The sequence below is a fragment of the Bradyrhizobium centrolobii genome, from assembly GCF_001641635.1.
Classification (GTDB): Bacteria; Pseudomonadota; Alphaproteobacteria; order Rhizobiales; family Xanthobacteraceae; genus Bradyrhizobium; species Bradyrhizobium centrolobii.
This window is the reverse complement of the sequence record NZ_LUUB01000027.1, coordinates 1-18,648: the sequence shown is the minus strand read 5'-3', so window position 1 is coordinate 18,648 and position 18,648 is coordinate 1. Positions and strand designations below refer to the sequence as shown.

Here is an 18,648-nt window from a genome sequence, read left to right as displayed (position 1 = left end):
GATAGCGGTACGACGACCCCACCTCGTTTAGGTGGACGGCATGAGCGAGACTCGCGCCTAGATTCGACAGCGCGAGGGACACTGACTCCATGCATCAAGACAGACATCAAGACAGGCATGACGCCGCCTCCTATCAGCGGATCGAAGTGATCACGGGGGAGACGCGACGGCGCAGTTGGAGCGATGCAGAGAAGGCGCGGATCGTGGCCGAGAGCGCCGATCCGGAGACGAGCATTTCCGAGGTGGCGCGGCGCAACGGGGTCAACCGGGGACTGCTCAGTGTGTGGCGGCGCAATGCGCGGCTTGCGTCGAGCGAAGGGCCGCAGTTCGTGCAGGTCAGGCTCGATGACGCCGTCGAGGCGCGGCCGAACGTGATCGATAAGCCACACGTTCTGGCGGGTCCGGCCGAGCGGATCGAGGTGATGATCGCGGGCGCGACGGTGCGCGTGCCCGTCGGCGTCGACGCCGCGACGCTGGAGCGCGTGCTGGCGGCGGTGAGATCGATGCGATGATCACGTTCGGTCCAATGATCCGTGTGTTCGTCGCGACGCAGCCGATTGACTTTCGCAAAGGCGTTCATGGCCTGGTCGCGCTGGTGGCGGAGGGATTGGGCGGCAAACCCTACAGCGGCGACGTTTACGTCTTCCGATCGAAGCGATCGGATCGTTTGAAGCTTCTCGTTTTTGACGGCTCTGGAATAGTTCTAGCGACGAAGTGGCTCGAGAATGGGAGCTTCGCCTGGCCACCTGTTCGCGAGGGTACGATGCTGGTGACGGGGGCGCAACTGGCGATGCTGATCGAAGGTCTTGCGGAGTGGTCGCGTGTGGTCCCGAAGGTGACGAAGCGGCCGACGAAAGTCGCCTGAATCGTCTTGTTTTGCTGGCGAGTCCGGGTGTGTTCGTGTAGCTCTGCGATATGGCGCTTCGCCCTGAAGATCTCCCCTCTGACCCTGCGGCTCTCGCCGAGATGGTGCTGGCTTTCGAAGGCGAGAACGACGATCTGCGCGCAGAGATCGCCACGTTGAAGAGCCTGATCTTCGGCTCGCGATCGGAGCGCTCGGCGATCGTCTGTGCCGAACAGATCGCGTTCGATCTGGAACGGACCGCCGGCGCGCAGCCTCCGGCCAACGATGACGAACCGGACGCGTCGAGACCGAAGCGGCGCAAAGCGAGGCGCAACATCGGCGCGCTACCGGCGCATCTGCCCCGGGTCGAGCGGGTGATCGAGCCGGCGTCCACGCTCTGCCCGTGCTGCACGGGTCAGATGCATCGGATCGGCGAGGAGAGCAGCGAAGCGCTCGATCGGGTTCCCGCGTGGCTGCGTGTGCTCCGCACGATCCGTCCCAAATATGCCTGCCGCGCCTGTGAGGGCCCGATCGTCCAGGCCCCGGCACCGGCGCGGCTCGTCGAGGGCGGCATGGTGACGACGGCGCTGATCGCGCATATCGCCGCGGCCAAATATGCCTGGCAATCGACGCTCTACCGCCAGACGCAGATCCTGGCGGGCCAGGGTGTCGTCGTCGACCGTCAGACGCTGGCGCGCTGGATGGGGAGCGCGGCGTGGCTGGTCAGGGGCCTCTACGATCTGCAACTGAAGACCATGCACGGCTTCGAGCGGTTGTTCTGCGATGAGACGCCGATGCCGGTGCTCGACCCGGGACGCGGCCGCACGAGGACCTGCCAGTTCTGGGCGCATGCGACGGACGATCGGGCGTGGAAGGGTCCGGCACCGCCTGCGGTCGCCTATGTGTTCGCGGGCGGTCGCGGCAAGAAGGAGATCGTGGCGCAGTTGGCCGGCTTCGAAGGCGTGCTGCAAGTCGACGGCTATGCCGCCTACGCCTCGCTGGTGGGCGATGCGAAGATGTCGGGCAAGATCCAGCTGGCGTATTGTCTCGTTCACGCGCGCCGCAACTTCGTGAGGGTGCACAAGACGACGAACTCACCCTTCGCCGCGGAGGTCATCGAGCGCATCGCAGCCGTCTACGCGATCGAGGAGAGGATCCGCGGTCTCGACGCCGGAGAACGCCGCGCGGCGCGACAGGCCGAGACGAAGCCGATGATGGAGGCGTTGAAGGCCCGTCTGGTCGCGGTGAAAGACGGAATCTCCTGCCGCTCGACGCTCATCAAGGCGATCGATTACATGCTCGAACGCTGGCAGGGCCTGACGGCGTTCCTGGATGACGGGCGGCTCGAGCCAGACAGCAACACCGTCGAGCGATCGATCAGGCCAATTGCGATCGGGAAAAAGAACTCGTTGTTCAGTGGTGACGAGGGCGGGGGCGAGACATGGGCGGTACTCTCTTCGCTTCTTAACACGGCCAAATTGAATGGCCTCGACCCCGAGGCCTATCTCGTCGACGTTCTCGAGCGGATAGTGAGTGGCGCCACGAAGGTCAACCAGCTTCACGAACTTCTGGCCTGGAACTGGAAGGCCGCACGCGAAGCCGACAAGCGGGCTGTGGCATGACGAAGCCGAAGCGACGGCGAGGAAAACCGGCCAAGACGACGATGGCGGACTATGCCATGTCGTTCGAACGGCTCGGACAATGGATGAGCGAGCGCGCCAGGTCGCCGACGCTTCGGCATCCGCGGGCGACGTCGCTCTCCATGCTCGACGGCGCAGTGGCCGCTGTCGTCGCCGGGCCGGTCTCGATGGCCTCGGAGGAATGGGTGTGCCCGCTCCTCGGCGTCGATCCCGATGCCTTCAATCACGACACCGAGGAGTTCTCGGCGATCGCCGCCACGCTGATGCGCCACAACGCGATCAGCGAGACACTGTCGACGAGACCGGAGAGCTTCGAGCCACTGTTCGTGCGATCGCAGGACGGCGAAGTCGACCCGCAGCCCTGGTGCATGGGCTTCTACGCCGTCATGAAGCTTCGGCTTCTCGTCTGGTCGCGGCTTCTCTCCCCGAACGGAACCGAACACCTTATGCTGCGACCGATCCTGGTCCACTACATCGATGACGCCGGTCGGCCCTTGCTGCCCCCGGCCCGGCACAAGCTGGGAACGCCGCCCATCGTCCAAAACGCCTGGCGCGACATTCCAGCAGCCGTCGAGGCCCTGCGGCAGTTCTGGATGCCTATACGCTTCAAGCGTGGCGCGTAGGCCGTCCGCGCCAAGTCCGTGGCCCTCTCGTACCGCTTACGATCGATCGACGCTCTCCGTGATCAATGCTGCGAGCAACGGGCTGTAGATGAATGCGGTCACGCCAAGCAGGGGCGCAGCAAGCAGGAAGGCGCCCTTCGATTCGATCTGACCGAAGACGACCAGCATGATGCAAAAACCAATAAGATCGTAGATCACGAGACTACGACGTTTGCCACCCAGACGATCAGAGAGATACCCGTACAGCGGTTTCGCCACCGCCGCAGCGACCCCGAAAATTGCTGTCACCGCCCCGGCGTCGACCCTGGTGAGCTGGTGGCCGCGCACCATCAATGCGGTCGCCCAAAAGGCGAACCCCCATGTTCCCCAATTCGCTCCGAAGCCTGCAATGGCAATCAGCACAAGATTCTTGTTGCGGGCGACCAGCGAAAGACCCCGGCGCCAATCGCCTGAGTCGGTCGACGGCATCCCCGTTGCGTTCCGCACCATTTCGTCGGGCGAGTCAGTCAGCGCGACAAGGCAAGTCAGGGCGCCGATCGCCGTCAAGGCTCCGAGACCCCAGTATAGAGCGCGCCAGTCGACCAGGTCGAGCGCGCTCGGAAAAACCGCGTTTGCGAGGATGACGCCAATTGACGGCGCGGTCAGATAGAGTCCGAGTGCACGGCCGCGTTCGGACGGCTCGAACCATGACGCTAGAATCTTCACGCCAGCTGCGTAGTCTGCTCCGGCGAATACGCCCATCATCGCTTGGAGCGCCAGCCCCATAGCAAATGATGACGTGAATCCGAACATGAACGTTGCGGCCGCCAGGGGGGCGAGCGCCAGAAACAGCATGCGCCGCGAACCAATACGGTCGGTCACGAATCCAGCGAGTGCGTTGGCTGCGACATAGCCGACGTAGAATGCGGTGACGAAAACGCCGAGCTCGGCCAGGGGCAACCCCAATGACTTGCTCGCTAGGAGGTTGGCGTTGGCCCATGCAAGCCGATCAAGGAAGGTGATCAGCAATGCAGTGAACGCGATCCCTAGTACAACCCATCGGTAAGGCTTGGGCGAAATGGTCGTTGCGGTACCGGCTTGGTCGGTACAAGGTTGGATGTTGAGCCTTGCGTCTTCGGCGATGGTCATGGTTTGCTCCGATTAAGGACGGCCGCTGCCGCTTAGTCGGCGACACGCGTGAGAATTTCGGCGCAAGTTGGGGCTCGACGACCATGCAGGCGTGCGGGGCCGCGATGGCCTCGATGCGCCACTCATCGTGCGCCCGCGCGACCGATTGAGAGGGATCGATGGCGGCCATCGCCGGCTCCTCTCATCGACGCCATAGGTGCGTCTTTTGGTCGAGGCGTTTCGTCTTTTCCCTGGCTCGAAACTCCTCTGATTTGGCTTGCCATGCCAGGCACTCATATTGACGATGTCCGACCTGAGCGAGTTGAAGCCGTGTTTAAAATATCCACACGATCACGTTCACCTCGAGCCAGTCGTGACCCGGTCAGATAAGCAAAAGTAAGTATCGGGCCCAACGTAATACCAGGACCGGGATAGCCTCCTGACATAATCGACGCGCGATCGTTACCGGCTGCGAACAAACCATCAATAATCTTGCCTTCTCGATCCAGAACCTCGCCATCGGGAGAAGTTGCTAGTCCGGCATATGTACCGACTTCGCCAACGAATACTTTGATTGCATAAAAGGGTGGTTCCGAAACGGGGCGAACATTCGGATTGGGCTTATTAGCCGGATCACCCAAGTATCGATTGAACGCGCTGGTACCTCTCCCAAACATGGGATCTTGGCCGCTCACCGCGTATGCATTGTAGGTCTCGATTGTCTGTTGTACGCCGGTGACGTTGATGCCGATTCTGGTCGCGAGCTCCGAAACCGTTCCGCCTTTCGTCAAATATCCGCTCGTCAACGCTGACCGAAGGGGAAATGGTCGCGGCTTAACGTATCCCAGCCCATATTTTCTCAGGGTCAAGTGATCACAGATCAGCCATGCGGCCGTCTCACTAAGACCCTCACAAGCTTCAATCAGCGCCTCGCAAAAGTCATGGTAGGAGTTGGACTCGTTCACAAAACGCGTCCCATCTTCTAGGACCGCGATCACGCCCGGCTTGTACCGATCGACGATATGCGGGAAGACTGCGAAGTCTCCCCCACGGGTCGGCACTCTGGACATCGGCATCCATGCCGCCGGCCGTCCAGCTAGTCCGCGAAAATCGGCCCCGACGCTCTCGGCGAGCCTTATGCCATCACCAGTGCTGGATTTGGGTGCAGGAGACAGATGCTCGCCGCCCCTTTTTACATGCGGATAGAGTTGCGCCACGCGCTTCGCGTCATTTGGAAAACCGCCACACGCAAGCACTACACCGCGTTCGGCAAATATTTTCTGGCCCGAACGTTGATCCCCGAGGACTGCTCCGATGACTCTTCCTTCCGATAACAGGAGCTCCGCAATGCTAACATTGGTTCGAATAATTACGCCCTGATCCACTGCCGATTTTAAGAGTCTGGCTACAAGCGCGTTGCCACTCGTGAGCGAAACGCTCCGCCGGTAGAGCAACAGTTCCCACAGATGCCTTGCGATCCGCTTGGCAACGAAAATGAACGACCGGAAGGAAGACGTCGCGTTATAGAAATGGGTCAGATCCTTGGTAGCCGAGTTCAACATCATGCCGAACAAGGTCATGGTCTGGAGGGGAGTTCTAAGCAGCTTCAGCGACGGCCCAAGCTGGGCGCCGTCGACTGCTGCCGTGTAAAGGGCCCGCCCCGCGAGTGATCCGCTGCGGTTTTCGGGATGGTAGTCGGGATAGTCGGAGGGCAGGAATTTTACCGAGGTCCGTTCCTCGAAGAACGTGACCATCTCCTGCCCCCTTTTCAGAAAGAGGTCTATGTCCTCTTGAAACCCATTGTCGCCCAATTCGGCGGTCAGATATTCACGGCCGCTTTTGATAGGGTTGCGGTCGAACTTGTTTCCCGGAATCCAAAGGACGCCGCCGGAATAGGCCGCAACACCGCCAAGCACGTCTGACTTTTCGACAAGAATGACGCGCGCGCCCAGCTTCGAGGCCGTCACCGCTGTTGCGAGCCCGCCAGCTCCACCACCTACGATCAAAACGTCGTACGTCTCTTGCTGCATCGCGCCGTTATCAACCTCTTGAGGCGCCAACGGACTCCAGGTCGAAGTCACTCGCATTTGCTACCGTCTTGATGACCGGCCGTGATGATCCTTGCGCACTCATCATCGTATTCGGTTCGCTATCCATCAGGCCGATGGCAGTCCTCCACCGAGGTGGCAGCGGATTGAGCGCGCAGGCGACCTCGAACGACTTTAGGATCCAGGCCCGCCGTCGAAGCCCCCCCTTCAGCGGCGATAGCGGCCATTGTTCCGGCTGCTTCACCGAGTGCCATAGCAGTCGCCATGTGTCTGGAGCCCGCATTCGCCTCGTGCGTGGCCGATATCGCACGCCCGGTCACGATCAAACCTTCGATGCCATCCGGCAGGAGACTCCGCATCGGAATCTGCCAGGGGCGCTCCGGCATCATCAGGGTAATTCCACTTCCATTGGGATCGTGGACGTCAACAGGGCCGCACCCCAGAGCCACAGAGTCCGGGAACTGCCTGTCTTCCAAAATATCTTCGAGAGTCAGCACATGGCGACCGTGGATTCTCCGGGTTTCCCGTACGCCAACGCGCGCGGCAATGTTGGCAAGCACCGCTTTCTCAAATCCGTCGACGTTCTCTTGGAGGAACTTTACGATGCTCTGCACCTGCCGGCGGCCAACATATTCCGCCTCGCTCAAATCGACCGCATCGAGCATGTCGAGGCCTCTGATGCGGCTCATAAGGCAAATGGCGTCATGCCCGCCGGGCGTGCTCATGAAGGAGAGGCTTTCCCAGAAGATCTCCCCCTTCTTAATGCCAGCCAGCGCTAGCTCGCGTTTCCGCTCGCGCGGGATCGAACGAAACCGCTTTACATTGACATTAGAGAGACGGAACACGAGTGAGGTTGGCTGCTTCTGATCGATCTCGCTGCTGTCAGATAGGAACCGAACGCCTGCCGAATGCGCGACGGTCGCATCGCCCGTCGCGTCCACGATCGCTTTCGCGGCAACTTCGATCCGGCCGCCGACACATTGCAGCGCCACGCCAGAAATAGTGCCATCCTGGACCAGCGCGTCGGCCACCTGCGCGTGAAACAGGACGTGTATGTTCTCTTCTTGAATAAAGTCGTCCGCAACGTATTTCACGACTTCGGGATTAAAGGGGAAGTTGTAAATATTGATGGGTGAGGCCGAGGCTTCAGCCATTGTGTAATATGTGAATCCGTCGCTTCCGCCGGCCTTCACGATCTCTTTCAGGAATTCATTCGGCGTTCCCCAAACGGCCTGCAGCTCACCGTTAAAAAAGCCGATGTACTGAGCGACGTAACAGGTCGTACCAACCCCGCCGAGGCAACCCTGCCGTTCCACGAGAAGTGTTTTCGCGCCATTCCGAGCAGCTGCTTTGGCCGCGATCAGACCTGATGCGCCTCCTCCGGCAACGACGACATCGTACTCTTTTCTCAGGCTTTGCTTTTTACCGCTTGCGAACATCGCTTCGCCCTCTTATCCTGTTCGCTATACGAACTATATATCATATTGCGAACCTACGATCACAGGGTCAGCCTTGTCAATACCGGGTGTGATCTGCTCATTTCGTATGAGCACGCGATAAGGGACTTACGAATGGACATCACAGCGCCGGACGGCAGGGACAAAGAGCAGTTGTCCTCTTTCATTAGAGGTTTGGCAGTTATTGAGATTTTCTCGGAGCGGCGTAGACGACTCTCTATCACCGAGGTGGCCGAGGCGGCCTCAACGACAAAGGCTACCGCCCGGCGTATTCTGCGCAGCCTAGTGGCGTCAGGGTATGCTGATTTTGACGGACATACCTTCAGTCTCACACCGCGAGTCCTGCGACTGGGATATGCCTATCTGTCGTCGCAAACGATTATTCAGCTCGCGGAACCTGTACTGCGCGAGCTCAGGTCGAAATCGGGCCTATCAGCTACGATGTCGGTGCTCGACGGCGAGGAAATCGTGATCGTCGCCAGAGCCCCGACCAATCAGTTGCTGACAATCCGTTCAGATATCGGGAGCCGCCTGCCAGCGTTTTGCACCTCAATGGGGCGCGCAATGCTGAGTAGCCTTCCGGACGCCGAAATCGAGCGGATTATACGGAGCGAGCGCACCAAGCCTCTCGCGCCGAAAACCGAAACGGACCCGAAGCTCCTCACAGAAATTGTGAAGGAGATCCAACGCCGAGGATACAGCCTCGTTGATCAGGAGATCGAGCGCGGTCTGATCTCAATGGCCATGCCCGTTCGCAACGCACGCGTTGGCCGTTGTTATGCAGTGTGCGTGAGTGCCCACACATCGCAAATGAACGCCAAAGACCTACCGAAAAAGGCCCTCAATTATCTTCGCGAGGCTGTCCGTACGCTCGATACCGCCAGTTGACCAACCGATGGGATCTTGGCCATCGCCATTGCCCGGGCGCTGATCCGCAACGGCGCGCGGACGCTTCTTCAATGTCGTCGACCTGGTCAACAGGCTTGAGACCGAGACCCGCGCCGGCCGGCAGGGCCGTACCGCCGACCACCTGACGCGGCTCGACTTTGTCGTGCTCGACGAACGCGGCTATCTGCCCTTCGCCCAGGCTGGCGGGCAACTGCTCTTCCACCTCGTCTCGAAACTCTACGAGCGCACCAGCGTCATCATCACCACCAACCTGGCATTCGGCGAATGCCAAGATGACCACCGCGCTGCTCGATCGCCTGACCCACCACTGCGAGATCGTCGAGACCGGAAACGAATCCTGACGCTTCAAGAGCCGCTCTCAAAGCTAAAGCCGAAAAGCCAACGAGCCGCGCCCGATCAGGCTTTGCAACCCCGACCAGCTTCGCCTGATCGGGCGCTACCTGCCGTGCCCTTCTTCACCCAAAACAGGGGTCCCTTTTGCGCGAGAAGACGGGGTTCCGCTTCCACGCTCATCAATACTTATCGCGTGTTCACACTGAGCAGATGTTGACAAGGCTGGCACCGTAATCGTAGGTTCGCAAAACGACATATAGTTCGTATAGCGAACAAATGAAATTGGTAGCGGGCGAAGCGACGGGATTGGTGAACGGCATTGCAGCAAGCAGATAGCAGTCGGTTGAAGGAAAAACGGCCTTCCGGCGAGTGGTGGCAGCTCGGTGATTTTGGCGCCATGGTCGTCGTTGTCATATGCCTTCTCGGCGCCATGGAAGTGTCGAGCTGGTATGTCGCGGAATACATCATGCCGTCACCACTCAAGGTGGCGCGCGCTATCGTGGCGCTCGCAACGACCGACTACACGCATGTGCTGATCACCTTGGGCAGGCTGTGCCTAGCGATGCTCTTCGCGATGACGGCAGGCATCATCCTAGGGCTCGTCATGGGGCTGTTCGGTGTGTTGCGGTCTTTCATCAAGGCGTTGGTGGTCATCGATACGGGCATTCCCGCGCTTTCCTGGATCCTGCTTGCGGTCTTCTGGTTCAAAAATCCGGAAGTGCGGATCTTCTTCATTCTCGCGATGATCCTTCTGCCGTTCTACGCGCTGACGATCTATGACGGCATCAGAGGGCTTCCGCGCGATCTGCTCGACATGATCGAAAGTTTCCGCGCCAATCGAACGCAGGTCCTTCGCTACCTCATCATCCCCCATCTGGTCCCCTATGTGCTGACCACCACCAAGGCCGTCGTTGGCTATGCCATCCGCATGGTCATTTTCGCCGAGCTCGTCGCCTCGGCCGTGGGTGTCGGCTCAAGAATGGGACTTGCGCAATCGACATTCCGAATGGATCAGGTGCTCGCCTGGACCTTTTTCCTCATCGTGCTGAACATCAGTCTTCAGGCCATCGTTGCGGGTATCGAGAAGCTCGGTCTCCACTGGCGTCCGGAGGCGACGGTTCGATGACGGTTTCTGCGCACAATCCCGGTTTGCCTCCGATCATCGAACTGAACTCGGTGATCAAGGAGTTCGGCTCCTATCGGGCGGTCGACAAATTGAGCTTCACCGTCGCCAAGGGCGAGATCGTCGCTCTGCTGGGACGCACAGGCGCCGGCAAGACCACCGTGCTCAATCTCATCATGGGCACGCTCGCCCCAGACAGCGGCCGCGTGATGGTGGCCGGTTTCGATCCCTTCCGCCAGTTCTCGGCGTTGAAAGGCAAGCTCGCGGTCAGTTTCCAGACCGACCGCCTCCTGCCTTGGCGCACGGCCGTGGAGAACGCCGAACTCGGCCTTCTGATACAGGGCAAGCCGAAAGACCAGGCGCGCACGATAGCATCGGGATGGCTTGCGCGCGTCAATCTGGCTGGCGCGGAGAACAAATACACGCACGAGCTTTCCGGCGGCATGCGGCAGCGCGTCTCGCTCGCCCGCGCACTCGCCGTGGACCCTGAACTGGTGTTGCTCGACGAATCCTTCAGCCAGCTCGACCATGTGACCTCGCACGAGCTTCGGCAGGATTTCTGCGCGGTGGCGCGCGAATACGGAAAGACCTGCCTCCTGGTGACCCACCGGCTCGACGATGCCATCGAGATGGCTGACCGGGTCATCGTCCTCGGACCCGGGGGTCATGTGAAACTGGAACTTTCCCTGCGGGAGGCGGCCACGGACGAAACCGTCGTCGGGCGCACGCGCAGCCAGATCGCGGCAGCGCTCGGAGAAGATACAGGCAAGCAGCAACAAAACGAACGGGAGGAATGACAATGTCGACCATCACGCGAAGGAACATGATGATCACGGGTGCCGCGGCTCTTGGCGCCCTGGCTGCGCCGAGCGTGCTGCGCGCGCAGGAAGCCGCGCCGATCCGTGCCGCGACCGCCTCGCCCGGTCTCACGGTCATGTTCTACGACTACATCCGCGACAACGGCCTCGACAAGAAGAACGGCCTCGAGCTCGCCGAGCCGATCCTGAACTCCTCGATCGGCACGCTCTATAACGATTTCGTCGCCGGCACCTTCGACATGGTCATCGGTAGCTGGGATCCGTTCCTCACGAGATATCGCGCAGGTGTGCCCTGCCGTCTGCTGTGCTCGCTCATGACGGCTGATATGGTCGGCGTCGTGGCCACCGCCGATGGGCCCCAACCCGTTGCCGAACTCAGGGGAAAGATGATCGTCGCGCCCCAGCAGTCCGGCGTCTATCGCATGACGAAGGCGCTGATCAGCGAGTTCGAGGGCATAGACATCGAGAAGGTCGCCCGGGTCCAGAACGCCGACAATCCTGCCCAGGGCGTCACGCTCGTCATCGCCGACAGGGCGGACGCCGCCGTCGCATGGGAGCCGATGATCTCCCAGGGCATCGAGCGGCGATCCGATCTCGGTATCATCTTCAACGCGGGCGAGGCCTTCCGCAAACATACCTCGCAGAGCCTTCCCTATTTCTGCATCAACGTGCGCAAGGAGCTTCTCGACCGTTCGCTCGACATGGCCAAGCGGCTCAATGCAATGTTCGCCGAATGCGTGAAGGGGATCGACGCCGATTTCGACGCGCTGGCGGAGAAATATGCCGACAGGACCATGCTTGAAACCAAGGTGCTGAAGGTCGCCAAGTCGGCCGGTCGCCTGCGCTTTGACTACAACGCAGCCTCAGATCCGGATTTCCAGAAGACGGTCACCTCGGCATCCGAAATCCTGGTCCGCCAGGGAATTCTCGCGAAGCCCGCCGACAGCGGCTTCTTCGCCGGCTAGAGCTCGAACTCAGACGGAAGCGCTTCAATTTTGAGGATACGGAAATGACCACTTCGCGTTTTTCGCCGGGTACGGCGGTTGCACCGGACGCCTTCGATCGCCGGATACCGGTGAATTACGAGGCCGACCTCGTCGTCATCGGCGCCGGCCCGGCGGGGTTCGGCGCGGCGCTGAAGGCAGCGCGCATGGGTGTGCGAACGATCGTCGTCGAAAAGTACGATATGCCTGGCGGCGTTCATACGAGCGGCCTCCAGGGGCATGCGGCACCGGGCGTCGGCGGCATCCATTCCGAACTGATGCGGCGCTTCGATGCCGAGGGTTATGTCTACACCGCCACCAAGGAGACCCATCCGGGCTGGGCCGGCAATCCGCTGTCTCACTATGAGCGCAACTTCGAGCCGGGCACGCCATTCAAGCGGATGAGCTTCAATCCGGACGGCGCCGGCAATATCATGATGGCGATGCTGGAGGAGGCCGGGGTGCAGACAATCTACGGCTGCACCTTCGTCGACGTGGTGATGGGCAAGAACGCCGGTAAAGACAGCTCGATCAGCATGATCGTGGTCAAGGGCCAGGAGGGCCTGTTCGCCATCCGCGGCAAGATCTTCGTTGAAGGGTCGGGCACCGGCGAGGTTGCGGCGAAAGCGGGCGTGGTGTGCCGTCGCGGCGGCGGCGGCCAACCCGAGAGCGCCGACTGGGACGGCGTCGAGCGCCCGGTCCCCGGCGGATTGCTGTGGATGATCAGCGGTGTGGACTATCCGGCGCTGCGCCGCTACCAGACGCAAACCGGCGACCTCAAGCTGGAGAAGCTGATCGCGAAAGCAAAGGCGGCGGGCGATTTGCCAGACATGGTCTACCGTCCGCGCATGGGCGGCACCGAAGTCTATGGCGAGTACTATATCGGCCACCCCACCGTCGACATGAGCCCGATGCTGTCCGACGACAGCTTCCTCCTCTGGCAGAATGTGCCCTATGAATGGGCGCTGCACATGGATGAGAGCACCGAAGACAATACGCGTGCTATTCGCGAGCTACGCGGCTTCATCCACGCCGAAGCGGCATTCCTGAAAAAGTACGTGCCGGGTTTCGAGAATTCCTTCATCGTTCATGTCGGGCGACAGCTCGGCATTCGCGATGGTCGCCATCCCGAGGGCGAGTATTGTTTCACGCTCGACGACGTGCTGGCCAACCGGACCTTCCCCGATGCGGTGACGCCGCCCATGACCCGCACCTTTACCTGGAACGGTCACCGCAAGCACACCTTCGAGGTCCCCTATCGCAGCTTCCTGCCGAAAGGCATCGACAATCTGCTTCTGGTGGGCGCCTCAATGTCATTCTCATACGAGACGATCTTCATGGCCATGCGCAATTTCACATGGTGCACGCAGACCGGCGAGATCGCCGGCTTCGCCGCGGCTCTTGCACTGGAAAAGAATGATACGCCCAAGACTCTCGAATGGAAGCAGCCCTACCGGTTCAATGACTGATAGTATTCCACACGCTGGTTTGCGTTTTACTCGATTTTAGTCTGCTTGAACATTTGACGCCGTCGCAAGCGGCGTAGAGTTTGTGTCCGGCCTATCCGGCCGAGATACGCAATTCCATCGGCCTCATCCGCAGCCTTTCACACCTAGCGTTTTTGGATCGCTCAGCAGTCGCCAGTAATTTCCCAGCCACAGCAGGAAGGCAGCCGCCGACAAGAGGGAAACGGCGGCGTATGGCGGTCCGGGCGGATGCGGCATCAGGCCCATGTCGGGCAGGACACGCAGCAGCACCGCCGCGACGGCGCAGGCAAAGGCGAGCTTCGCGCCGAGGGGTAAGACGCCGCGGCCGCATCGCAGCGTTTTGATGTCCGCCAAATGATACGAACCCAGCTACCAACGGCCCATATGGCCGGCAGCTCCTGGTTGCGCTTTGACGGGTCGATGCACCACCGGTCACGCCAGCTCATCGTAACTGCTAGGGGGCAGCGGTCACGGTGAGAATTGCGTTTCCGCGAATTCCACGATTGCGTAGTTGATGCAGCACATCAGGCGTTTCCGTCCAGTCGGCTTCCAGTCCAATCTCTGGATGAAGTTGGTCCTCCCGAACAAGATCGACGAGAATCTTGAGATCGTCAGAGACCGGCCCGTCGAAATCAGTGTAGTCGAAATGACGGATGTTCCCGGATACCGGTCCGTTCCAAAATGCGAAGAAATCTATTCGAGGAGCTTTTCGGCTGGCTTGGCCAAACCAAATAAGATTCCCCCCTTTCTTTAGCTTGCTCAGCGAAATCGGTAAGGACTCGCCCCCGACAGACTCATAGACAATATCAAACGGTCCCTTCGCTTCAGCGACATCGAAAACTGCATTTTCCGCGCCTAGTGCTTTCAGACGTTCGGCCCGCTCGGGCGATGCTGTGACGACATTGACCTCGGCACCCTGCTGTGTGGCAAGCTCCGTCAAATAATGACCGACACCACCCGATGCCCCGGTTACGAGAATGCGTTTACGCGTTAGGTGACCAGCGACGCGCGTTAGGCGGAGCGCCGTCAACCCTGCCAGAGGCAGCGCGGCAGCTCGCGCATCGGAAATGCCTTCGGTGAGTGCAACAAGGTTATCGACGGGCACGGCGACGCGTTCGGCCCAGCCGAAAGCCGGTGGGTGACCGACCACCCGCGTGCCTCTCTTGGGGCCTTGTCCGCTATCCGCCTCTTTGATCACGCGCCCGACGATATCTTTGCCAGGACGCCAGCCCGATGGCGGCTTTTCTAAAAGGAAGGTTTCGCCGCGGTTGACCGAATAGGCTGTCACCGCAACGATCGCTTCGTGCGGTGCTGGGACAGGCTCGGGCACGTCCGCCAAGCGGGCCAAATTCGATGTGTCACCAGTCGGTACAAATGCTTTCATCTTGATCAACTCCTCTAAGCGAGAGCATGTTCGCATCCGCAATTTGGGGTACGATCGATCGGACTTGAAGAACGCACCTTTTGGTGGATTAGGCACCTGCGGGAAACCAGGCTTTTGATGACAGCTGACCCGTATGACGTTCTGGATGAGCAGTGCCCGACGCGCGAAGTGTTGAGCCGCATTGCGGACAAATGGGCGATGCTGGTGATCCTCGCACTCGAAGAAAAAACGTTGCGGTTCTCGGCGCTGCGCACACGCGTTCGAGGCGTCACGCAAAAAATGCTAACGCAGACGCTGCGAGGTCTCGAGAAAGATGGTCTGGTCGCTCGGAAGGTGACGCCCACCGTACCCGTCACGGTCGAATACAGCCTCACGCCATTGGGGCGCAGCCTCAGTCAGGCTGTGTCGGTAATCAGGCGTTGGACATACGACTATATGGACGAAATCAAGCGAGCGCGTGCACGGTTTCAGAAAACCAAGCCCGTTGCGTGATAGGAAGCGTGCGCGCTCGGCGCGTCGTCCAAAACGATGACATCCGAGACGCGTGAGCATAGCGATTCAAGGCTGAGCGTCGAGAGTTGACCTACGATCGCCTTTAGCTGCGCCTGCCGGTCGGCGATAGCTCTTTCGATGGTGGAAGATCGTTGGTCGTCTTTTGCTGCGAAGCGAGCGGTCCGTGATGACTGCTTTGTCACTAGATCCAACATCAGTCCGCTGCCTCGCGACCAGCGGACTGGACCAACAATCCCGGGTTTAGTTGACCTTGTCGTTCGCTACTTACGTTCGGGACGCAGAGGGTCGCAGGCCGTGTGGGGTAGCTCGGTTTCGATTTACAATTCCTCTGTAAGCTATTGATCTGATTAGGTGCCTTGAAGCCCGCTTTTACCTTCAAGCATAGTGTCATTCCTTGAGAGATGGATCGGGCGTGCTTGGAACTACATCCACTCGCTGGGAGGCCAAAAGGCCCGATCGGCGAAGCGAAGGCTCTTTGCGCGCGCATGAACCGCTCTAGGCGGAGGATTGGATCACGTATCGCAAGCCTGGCCAGTGTGGGGATTGGCGGTAGCGCTCCGGTGACTCGAACCCCCGATGCCTTGGCTCTGCGCCGAGCTGCCATGCTGGCGCGCGCTCATAGTTGGATTTTTCGCTGCAAGCCATTGATCTGTAAGGACCGGATTTTTGGCTCAGTTGGGAAAATTTCCTTGAAATATCAATGCGAACAGGAATTGCCCATTCTCCCACGCGACGCTCATTCAAGCGGCCATCTTCGCGCGGTGCATCGATCCGATCGATTTCTGGACCACACGGCCAGACTAATCGTTATTGTTGGCCGTAAAGTCGGCCAAGCAGGGACGCTGGTGCATGTGAGGATTGGAGTCATTTCGGACACTCACGGGCTCCTACGTGCAGAGGCTGAGCAACGCCTGGCCGGGGTGGCGCATATCGTCCACGCTGGCGACATCGGTCGGCCCGACGTGATCGCCGGACTCCGCCGGATTGCGCCTGTGATTGCAATCAGAGGCAATGTCGATACCGGTCAATGGGCGGAACGTTATCCCGACACCAAGATGGTAAGGCTCGGCGGGCGCTCGATCTACGTGCTGCACGATATCCATGAACTGCAGCTTGATCCTGTATCCTGCGGAGTTGACGTGGTCATCTCCGGCCACTCGCATCGGCCCCGGATCGAGATCATTCAGGGTGTGCTTTATCTTAATCCAGGGAGCGCTGGGCCACGGCGTTTTAACTTGCCCGTCACTCTGGCCATACTGGAGCTGACCAGCGGCGGCCTTCGGCCATTCATTCATCATCTTGGTTCTGCCAGCATCGACTAGTACTGATTATCGGTCACTAGGCGCCAGCTAGCGTTGGCCTCGATCTCGCTTACGTTCCAGAAATTCAGAAACTGAACGCATAGATTCGCCTATCGGCGCCGACATAGAGGCGGTCTGCCGTCGCGATGAGCGTCTGCAGATGTCGCAGACCGCTTAAGGGCTCGCTGGTAAATATCGGCTCGCCGGTATCGCCGCGGAACGCGTACAGCCGATTGTCTCCTTCGGCGCCAAGCACCCACACAATCGGATTGGAATGACCGTGGCGACAATAGCGGAGCCGCGGCCGCGGAGCGCGCCGCACCAGGCGGTCGTCATCGTCGGTGGCGCGCCAGCGGCTATCTTTAAGACCGTCAACTGATACCGCCGGCCCGGCGGCGGGCAATGCGCGCCCGGCGCTTGAAAAGCAACGAAGATATCATTGCCGACGGGATAGGTGACCGGCGAGGTGATGATCTGTAACTCGGATACGGTTTCGGCGGCCAATTGACCACCGATGCCGCCAAGGCTCTTTCGATCAAGAAGATAGGCTTTGCGATCCTTGCCCAGGGCCAACATCAAGGCCTGGCCGCCGCCTGCGCCGGCGAACGGATTGCTGCCTCCGAGATCGGCATCACGAGCATCGAGCGTCTTCCAATCCGACGGCGCAAAATAGTCGCTCTTGTTTTCACTGCGCCGCAAGTCGGCTCCAACGCGAAACACAGCTTCTCCATCGCTCCAGGTCGCGGCGCCGAACGTGTTTCCGGTCGCGGGGAGGACGGCACCGTCCTTCAAGGAAAGCGCAAACACCTCGTGGCGAGGTCCGTTCGGCCGCTCGACGGCTGCGTCGAGATAGATGGCTGCGGTGGCGGGATCAATCACCGGAGTGCCGGTGATGCCAAGCGGATTGATATTCCCGCATGGCAACGACGAAGCTCGAACCGGACGCCCGACCACGCGTTTCCATATTTCCTTGCCGGTTGTCGCGTCGAAGGCTGAACGACGTTGTCCTCCGTCGCCACAAACAGCATCTGGGTGTTCGAACCCGAAGGGCGCCAATAGAGCGGCTGGGCGTAGAGGGCGCCGTCAACACGGGCCTCGAACATCCGGTCCAGCTGCACCGATCTGGCTTTGTCCTAGGAGGGTCGGAACGACAAAATTCCCGCTTCGACGGTTGTCTCCGTGATAGGTCAAGACTGAAGTGTCTTCAGCAGCCGCGAGCGGCGGAGAGATTGCGGGCACAAACATTAGCGCTATCAAAGCAGCACATGCTCTCATCGAGAAGACGTTTCTCATGTCCGTCGCGTGGTAAACAAGCCTGCTCTGTCGCAGTTCCAACTAGATGTGGAGCCTCAACAGGTTGTTCCTGTTTAGAGCGAGTCTGCTGATGGGTGGCACGGAACCGATACTGCCATGAGGCCGATGCCAATTGTAGCGGTGAAGCCACCTCGGCAGCTCGTCGGCTCGTTCTTTTGAGGTGTTGTAGGCGCGGGCATAGGCCCACTCGCGCAGGCTGGTCTGGATAAAGCGTTCAGCCTTGCCGTTGGTCTTGGGCGTGTAGGGCCTGGTGCGGATGTGCTTCAGGCCGAGACGTCTGCAGGCTTTGCGGAAGGCAAAGGATTTGTAGCAAGAGCCGTTGTCGGTCATGACCCGCTCGACCTTGATGCCCAGGCTGGCGTAGTAGGCGATCGCTGCCTTGAGGAAAGACACGGCACAGCTCCTTCGCTCGCTCTTCATGACCTTGCTGAAGGCGATGCGGGAGGCATCGTCGATACAGACGTGGACGTATTCCCAGCCAGGTCCTTCACCGCGGGCACGCAGGCTGCTCTGGCCAGTTCGATCACCGGTGATGCGATGGCCTACACGGTTGAACTTGCCGAGCTTTTTGATGTCGATGTGGATCAACTCCCCGGGATGTTCGCGTTCATAGCGCCGCACCAGCTCGGCTGGCTCCAGGTCGCGCAACCGGTTCAATCCCAACCGTTGCAGGATGCGGCTGACGGTCGCCGGAGAGATCCCGACCTCGGCCGCAATCTGCTGGCCGGTGTGGCGCTGCCGGCGCAACACCTCGACCGCAGCGC

General features: G+C 60.1%; 18 protein-coding genes and 1 pseudogene. 12 read left to right on the top strand and 7 right to left on the bottom strand.

Annotation, left to right across the window (positions count from 1 at the left end; translation table 11 throughout):
- Window positions 1–89: 89 nt before the first annotated feature.
- Genes tnpA through AYJ54_RS05000 form a run of 4 tightly spaced genes read left to right on the top strand, consistent with a single transcriptional unit; the run spans window position 90 to window position 3,107 of the window.
- Window positions 90–512, top strand: coding sequence for an IS66-like element accessory protein TnpA (tnpA, locus tag AYJ54_RS53415; protein ID WP_063697018.1), 423 nt, complete (start codon window positions 90–92; stop codon window positions 510–512).
- Window positions 509–865, top strand: coding sequence for an IS66 family insertion sequence element accessory protein TnpB (tnpB, locus tag AYJ54_RS05010; RefSeq protein WP_063697016.1), 357 nt, complete (start codon window positions 509–511; stop codon window positions 863–865). The genes tnpA and tnpB overlap by 4 nt, the downstream gene beginning before the upstream one ends.
- A 50-nt stretch (window positions 866–915) precedes the next feature.
- Entirely contained in the window at window positions 916–2,466 is a 1,551-nt protein-coding gene (gene tnpC, locus AYJ54_RS05005; protein ID WP_063697015.1) for an IS66 family transposase, read from the top strand.
- Window positions 2,463–3,107, top strand: coding sequence for a UPF0149 family protein (locus tag AYJ54_RS05000; protein ID WP_063697013.1), 645 nt, complete (start codon window positions 2,463–2,465; stop codon window positions 3,105–3,107). Before tnpC ends, AYJ54_RS05000 begins: the two co-directional genes overlap by 4 nt.
- Before the next feature lie 36 nt (window positions 3,108–3,143).
- Here the strand turns inward: AYJ54_RS05000 and AYJ54_RS04995 are convergent, their stop codons facing one another.
- From AYJ54_RS04995 to AYJ54_RS04985, 3 genes are all read right to left on the bottom strand, one after another.
- A complete protein-coding gene (locus AYJ54_RS04995) occupies window positions 3,144–4,235 on the bottom strand; it encodes an MFS transporter (protein ID WP_082905487.1) in 1,092 nt (363 codons plus the stop codon).
- Window positions 4,236–4,507: 272 nt separating this feature from the next.
- Window positions 4,508–6,244 (bottom strand): FAD-dependent oxidoreductase, encoded by a 1,737-nt coding sequence (locus tag AYJ54_RS04990; RefSeq protein ID WP_063697024.1) that lies wholly within the window; start codon window positions 6,242–6,244, stop codon window positions 4,508–4,510.
- A gap of 119 nt (window positions 6,245–6,363) precedes the next feature.
- On the bottom strand, window positions 6,364–7,701 hold the full coding sequence (locus AYJ54_RS04985; RefSeq protein WP_063697009.1) for an FAD-dependent oxidoreductase: 1,338 nt from the start codon (window positions 7,699–7,701) through the stop codon (window positions 6,364–6,366).
- A gap of 132 nt (window positions 7,702–7,833) precedes the next feature.
- On the opposite strand from AYJ54_RS04985, the gene AYJ54_RS04980 reads away from it, so the two are divergent.
- The 6 genes and pseudogenes from AYJ54_RS04980 to AYJ54_RS04960 all read left to right on the top strand — a co-directional run bounded on the left by AYJ54_RS04980 (window position 7,834) and on the right by AYJ54_RS04960 (window position 13,354).
- Window positions 7,834–8,607: an IclR family transcriptional regulator domain-containing protein gene (locus AYJ54_RS04980; RefSeq protein WP_063697007.1), complete on the top strand. Its 774-nt coding sequence runs from the start codon at window positions 7,834–7,836 to the stop codon at window positions 8,605–8,607.
- Window positions 8,608–8,622: 15 nt separating this feature from the next.
- A pseudogene (locus AYJ54_RS46705) lies at window positions 8,623–8,969 on the top strand (ATP-binding protein); the annotation flags it as partial.
- Window positions 8,970–9,304: 335 nt separating this feature from the next.
- Window positions 9,305–10,087, top strand: coding sequence for an ABC transporter permease (locus AYJ54_RS04975; RefSeq protein ID WP_245328895.1), 783 nt, complete (start codon window positions 9,305–9,307; stop codon window positions 10,085–10,087).
- Window positions 10,084–10,881 (top strand): ABC transporter ATP-binding protein, encoded by a 798-nt coding sequence (locus tag AYJ54_RS04970; RefSeq protein ID WP_063697006.1) that lies wholly within the window; start codon window positions 10,084–10,086, stop codon window positions 10,879–10,881. The genes AYJ54_RS04975 and AYJ54_RS04970 overlap by 4 nt, the downstream gene beginning before the upstream one ends.
- A 2-nt stretch (window positions 10,882–10,883) precedes the next feature.
- The gene (locus tag AYJ54_RS04965; protein WP_063697004.1) at window positions 10,884–11,867 is read left to right on the top strand and encodes an ABC transporter substrate-binding protein; all 984 of its coding nucleotides are present in this window, start codon (window positions 10,884–10,886) and stop codon (window positions 11,865–11,867) included.
- 44 nt (window positions 11,868–11,911) lie between these two features.
- The gene (locus AYJ54_RS04960) at window positions 11,912–13,354 is read left to right on the top strand and encodes an FAD-dependent oxidoreductase (protein ID WP_063697003.1); all 1,443 of its coding nucleotides are present in this window, start codon (window positions 11,912–11,914) and stop codon (window positions 13,352–13,354) included.
- A gap of 123 nt (window positions 13,355–13,477) precedes the next feature.
- On the opposite strand, the gene AYJ54_RS04955 is transcribed toward AYJ54_RS04960, so the two are convergent.
- Both AYJ54_RS04955 and AYJ54_RS04950 read right to left on the bottom strand, forming a co-directional pair.
- Window positions 13,478–13,726, bottom strand: coding sequence for an NnrS family protein (locus tag AYJ54_RS04955; protein ID WP_063697001.1), 249 nt, complete (start codon window positions 13,724–13,726; stop codon window positions 13,478–13,480).
- Between the two features lie 100 nt (window positions 13,727–13,826).
- Window positions 13,827–14,756: a zinc-binding dehydrogenase gene (locus AYJ54_RS04950; RefSeq protein WP_063697020.1), complete on the bottom strand. Its 930-nt coding sequence runs from the start codon at window positions 14,754–14,756 to the stop codon at window positions 13,827–13,829.
- A 117-nt stretch (window positions 14,757–14,873) separates the two neighbouring features.
- On the opposite strand from AYJ54_RS04950, the gene AYJ54_RS04945 reads away from it, so the two are divergent.
- Together AYJ54_RS04945 and AYJ54_RS46700 are read left to right on the top strand one after the other, a co-directional pair.
- Window positions 14,874–15,248, top strand: a complete 375-nt coding sequence (locus AYJ54_RS04945; protein ID WP_063697000.1) for a winged helix-turn-helix transcriptional regulator — start codon at window positions 14,874–14,876, stop codon at window positions 15,246–15,248.
- A gap of 866 nt (window positions 15,249–16,114) precedes the next feature.
- A complete protein-coding gene (locus tag AYJ54_RS46700) occupies window positions 16,115–16,591 on the top strand; it encodes a metallophosphoesterase family protein (protein WP_136623447.1) in 477 nt (158 codons plus the stop codon).
- A 153-nt stretch (window positions 16,592–16,744) separates the two neighbouring features.
- On the opposite strand, the gene AYJ54_RS04935 is transcribed toward AYJ54_RS46700, so the two are convergent.
- Complete coding sequence (locus AYJ54_RS04935; protein WP_136623446.1) at window positions 16,745–17,626, bottom strand: hypothetical protein; 882 nt, start codon at window positions 17,624–17,626, stop codon at window positions 16,745–16,747.
- A 279-nt stretch (window positions 17,627–17,905) separates the two neighbouring features.
- A partial coding sequence (locus tag AYJ54_RS04930; RefSeq protein WP_063696775.1) for an IS481 family transposase occupies window positions 17,906–18,648 on the bottom strand: 743 nt, incomplete at its 5' end.

Bases quoted from the DNA above. Each gene is read 5' to 3' on its own strand.
- tnpB (WP_063697016.1), top strand. From the start codon at position 509: ATGATCACGTTCGGTCCAATGATCCGTGTGTTCGTCGCGACGCAGCCG.
- AYJ54_RS05000 (WP_063697013.1), top strand. From the start codon at position 2,463: ATGACGAAGCCGAAGCGACGGCGAGGAAAACCGGCCAAGACGACGATG.
- AYJ54_RS04990 (WP_063697024.1), bottom strand. From the start codon at position 6,244: ATGCAGCAAGAGACGTACGACGTTTTGATCGTAGGTGGTGGAGCTGGC.
- AYJ54_RS04980 (WP_063697007.1), top strand. From the start codon at position 7,834: ATGGACATCACAGCGCCGGACGGCAGGGACAAAGAGCAGTTGTCCTCT.
- tnpA (WP_063697018.1), top strand. From the start codon at position 90: ATGCATCAAGACAGACATCAAGACAGGCATGACGCCGCCTCCTATCAG.
- AYJ54_RS04960 (WP_063697003.1), top strand. From the start codon at position 11,912: ATGACCACTTCGCGTTTTTCGCCGGGTACGGCGGTTGCACCGGACGCC.
- tnpC (WP_063697015.1), top strand. From the start codon at position 916: ATGGCGCTTCGCCCTGAAGATCTCCCCTCTGACCCTGCGGCTCTCGCC.
- AYJ54_RS04970 (WP_063697006.1), top strand. From the start codon at position 10,084: ATGACGGTTTCTGCGCACAATCCCGGTTTGCCTCCGATCATCGAACTG.
- AYJ54_RS04950 (WP_063697020.1), bottom strand. From the start codon at position 14,756: ATGAAAGCATTTGTACCGACTGGTGACACATCGAATTTGGCCCGCTTG.
- AYJ54_RS04995 (WP_082905487.1), bottom strand. From the start codon at position 4,235: ATGACCATCGCCGAAGACGCAAGGCTCAACATCCAACCTTGTACCGAC.
- AYJ54_RS04945 (WP_063697000.1), top strand. From the start codon at position 14,874: ATGACAGCTGACCCGTATGACGTTCTGGATGAGCAGTGCCCGACGCGC.
- AYJ54_RS04985 (WP_063697009.1), bottom strand. From the start codon at position 7,701: ATGTTCGCAAGCGGTAAAAAGCAAAGCCTGAGAAAAGAGTACGATGTC.
- AYJ54_RS04965 (WP_063697004.1), top strand. From the start codon at position 10,884: ATGTCGACCATCACGCGAAGGAACATGATGATCACGGGTGCCGCGGCT.